Source organism: Mesotoga sp. HF07.pep.5.2.highcov, from assembly GCF_003666285.1.
Classification (GTDB): Bacteria; Thermotogota; Thermotogae; order Petrotogales; family Kosmotogaceae; genus Mesotoga; species Mesotoga prima.
Genome location: NZ_JFHJ01000225.1, coordinates 1 through 1,660 on the forward strand (window position 1 = coordinate 1; position 1,660 = coordinate 1,660).

Annotated in this window: 1 protein-coding gene and 1 pseudogene; both read left to right on the forward strand. The window is 42.6% G+C overall.

The window, feature by feature from the left end; translation table 11 throughout:
• The first annotated feature begins 81 nt into the window (after positions 1-81).
• Positions 82-1,014, forward strand: coding sequence for an RluA family pseudouridine synthase (locus tag BG32_RS04675; protein WP_006492303.1), 933 nt, complete (start codon positions 82-84; stop codon positions 1,012-1,014).
• Positions 1,011-1,660, forward strand: a pseudogene (locus BG32_RS04680) (DNA polymerase III subunit alpha); the annotation flags it as partial. The gene BG32_RS04675 and the pseudogene BG32_RS04680, both read left to right, overlap by 4 nt.

Sequence of the window (1,660 nt, forward strand, 5' to 3'; positions counted from 1 at the left end):
CCTGCGATCTTCAATTTTGCGGATTTGTGCATTGTTTTTGGCGCAGCTTGTTAACACTCTCTGTATATCGAAGGGAGAAGCGTGCTTCAAGAGATAATAGTCTCCAGCCGTGAAGATGGCTGGAGACTTGATAAGGTAGTCGTTGAGAAAGCTCCGCTTTGGGTTTCCCGCACTTTTGTGCAACGGCAAATAAAAAATTCCAAGGTATTTGTTAACAGTAGACCCAGAAAACCATCCTATAAGGTTAAGATCGGAGAGTCAATCACTTTTGACCTTCCCGAAAAACCAAAAGTCGCGTCTGTAGAACCTGAGGCCATCCCGCTAAAGATTGTCTTTGAAGACCGCGATATCATCGTAGTTAACAAGGATCCTGGTATCATTGTTCATCCACTTCCAAGAAAGCAAACAGGTACGCTTGTAAATGCTCTTCTCTATCACTGTAAAGATCTTCAAGGAATAGGTGGTGTAACTAGACCGGGCATTGTTCACAGGCTCGATAAGGATACGAGCGGGATAATCATTGTCGCCAAGAATGACCTTGCGCATGTTTCACTTTCAAGTCAGTTCAAGAGCAGATTGACTACTAAAGAGTATATTGCGCTCGTCAGAGGAAAGACACCACCGTTCGGAAAGATTGATTACTCGATTGCTCGGCACCCAGTCAACAGACTTAAGATGTCGGTAAATGAGAATGGCAAGGAATCCCTCACATATTTTCAAACTCTCTCGAATTTTTCAAGTATTGCTTCATTGATAATTGTAAGGCCTAGGACAGGTAGAACACATCAAATAAGGGTGCATATGAAAGAGAAGGGCTTCCCGCTTCTCGGAGATGCGGTTTATGGAAAGGCAAGAGAAGACGAGATTTTTGGAATTAAGAGACAGATGCTTCATGCCATGAAACTAACGGTTTCTCACCCTCGGTCAGGAATAAGAATGACCTTCATAGCCAGGCTCCCAGAGGACATGAAAGAGGCTATAGTTAATCTTTCAGAACTTGAGGCGAAAAGATGAAGACTGCCTTTGTTATTACCAAGTACGAACTTCATGCTTCTGTCCTTGAAGAGATATCGACTACAGCTGAACTGAAAAAAAGGGGTTACGAAAGATGCGTGATTCTTGATTCATCACTTTCTTCCTACGCGAAGTGGCATCTTTCTCTTTCCAGATCTGGAATAGTAGCAGTACCAGGGATTAGAACTGAGAACGATTATTGGATTGCGAGAAATGAAAGGGGTTTTGAAGAACTTCTAAGAAAAGAAACGAATGATTCAGAAAACTTGATTCATATCTCCGGAAAACCCCGAAATCTAGACAGTTCTTCAGGAAATCCCATTTGGGAATGTCGTTACCTTGATCATGAAAGCGAGAAATTCCGGGTATATGCGTCGTTACAGCCTGAGATTGAGGTAGCTGACTATTCACTGCCAAACGACAAGAATTATCGCGAGCTTGAGCACGATCTACTTCACTTACTCTCAGAACTTCCCCGCAATTTCTCTTTGAAGAGGATTGAGCATGTTTTTCCGGTGAGAGTGTCGGCAGAATCTTTCTCTTCCTTATTGTGTAAAGCTCTTGAGGAGAAAAAAATGGGCGACGAATACTTGTCGAGGCTTAAAAGGGAGCTCTCAGTAATTCTTGCAAAGAATATTCAGGATTA